This is a genomic window from Streptomyces sp. NPDC054840 (assembly GCF_053611065.1).
On sequence record NZ_JBSGZP010000999.1, the window covers coordinates 1 to 1,942 of the forward strand.

The 1,942-nt window shown below is 75.4% G+C and carries 1 pseudogene; it reads right to left on the bottom strand.

Annotation, left to right across the window (positions count from 1 at the left end):
• Window positions 1-29: 29 nt before the first annotated feature.
• A pseudogene (locus tag ACWGIU_RS36845) lies at window positions 30-1,942 on the bottom strand (hypothetical protein); the annotation flags it as partial.

Here is a 1,942-nt window from a genome sequence, read left to right on the forward strand (position 1 = left end):
CGGCGGCGGCGCGCCTGTGCGCCCGCGCGTCAGGAAACGCCGCTTCGGCGGAACATGCGGGTGGCCGTGATCTCGCCGTGGATGGCCTCCGCCTCGGCGGACTGCTGCGGCAGACCGGGGCGCAGGTGTTCCTCGACGCTGATGTACTTCAGACCCGCCCGCAGGTCCGCGTCGTTGCGCAGGCGGATCACCAGCGGGAACTCGGCGAGGGCCGTGGTGTCGAACAGTCCGGTCGTGTAGAGCAGTTGGACGCCGAGGGCGTCGGAGACGGCCCGCTGGAGCTCCAGCAGGTACGTGGCGTTGGCACGGCCGATCGGGTTGTCGAGGAACAACGTGCCCGCGTGCCGGTGCTTGTCGCGGCCGCGGTCGTTGCTGCGCAGCGCCGCCATGGTGCAGTACAGCGCGATCGCGGCGGTCAGCAGCTGCCCGCCGGAGAACACGTCGCCCATCTGCCCCACCGGCACCCGCTCCGCGCGCAGCACCGCGTCCGGCTTGAGGATCTCCACGGAGATGCCCTTGGGCTCCAGGGCCGCCTGGACGCCCCTCAGCAGCAGGGACATACCGTCACGGCGGCCCTCGCCGAAGGAGGCACTGCTGTTCTTCTTCACGGCCGCGCGGGTCGCCTCGTCGATGACCTCGCCGAGCCGCTCGGTGAGCGTGGCCTGGTCCGGCTCCTCGAAGCGGATCCGCAGAAACTCCTGGCCCGACCATTCGCCGAGGCCCTCGGGGAGCTGCGAGAGCCGCTGCGCGGAGCGGAGCGTGGCCAGGGCCGATTCGACGAGGCCGCGCAGGCGGTCGACGATGCTGTCGCGGTTGCGCTCCAGCTGCGCCAGTTCGTCGGTGAGAACGCGCAGCCGGGGCGCGAAGGCCGCCGCCCAGGCCGCCGCGTGCTCGGGCAGCGCGGAGGCGGGCAGTTCGCGGATCTGCTGGCGCGCGGGGGTGCGTACCTGCTCGTAGCGGGTGGCGTTGGCGTGCCGGACCAGGATGTCGCTCGCCTCGCGCACCGCGGAATCGGCGGCCGAGAGGTCGGCCGCGCAGCCGCGCAGGGAGCGGCGGGCCTCGGTGGCGGACTGGCGGGCCTCCTCCAGGGTGCCGGTGTGGGGTACCGGCTCCTGCTCGTCGTCCTGGTGGGTGTGATCGCGCAGCAGGTCCCGGAGCATCGCCGCCGTCTCGTCGAAGCCGCCGGCTCCGTCCTCGGCGGTGCGGTGGGCGCGCAGCAGGTCCGCGTGGGCGGCCCGGGCGCTCTCCACGGCCGCGGTGTGGGCGGCGAGCTGGGCGCCGGCCGTACGCAGCAGGGCCTGGGCCTGTTCGACGTCCTCGGGGACGAGCTCCTCGGGGAGTTCGGTGTGCGCCTCCCCTTCGGTGGGGGCGTGCCGTTCGGCCTCGCCGCGCAGTCGGCCGAGCTGCTCGCTCGCGGTGGACGCGCGGGTCTCCAGCATCTGCACGAGGGACTCGGCGCGGGCGGCCGCGGCCTGCCGGGAGGGGCCGTCGGCGCCGTCGGTGCCTTCGAGGAGCTGGGCGGCCCGGGTACGGACCTTGTTGGTGAGGCGGTCGAGTTCGGCCAGGGCGGCGCTCTCGTCGCTCTCGGCGCGGGCCTGCTCGGCGCGCAGGTCGGCGCCGACGCCGACCTTCTCGTAGAGCTGGGACGCCGCGCGGTAGGCCTCGCGCAGGTCGGGCAGCGGCGCCCGGGGGCCGTCGCCCTCGCTGTCGCTGTCGCTGTCGAGCAGCTGGTCGGGGGCGCCGGCGATCTCGGCGCGTTCGGCGCGCAGGGCGCGGGCGGTGCGGCGGGCGTCGTCGGCGGCGCGCTGGGCGGCGCGGCGGTCCTCGTCGGCGGCGCGGGCCCGGTCCAGACACACCTCGGCGCGGGCCTCGGACTCCGCGGCGTCTTCGGCGAGTTCCCGCAGGCGGACCTGCCAGCCGGCGCGCTCGCGCAGCCGGAAGG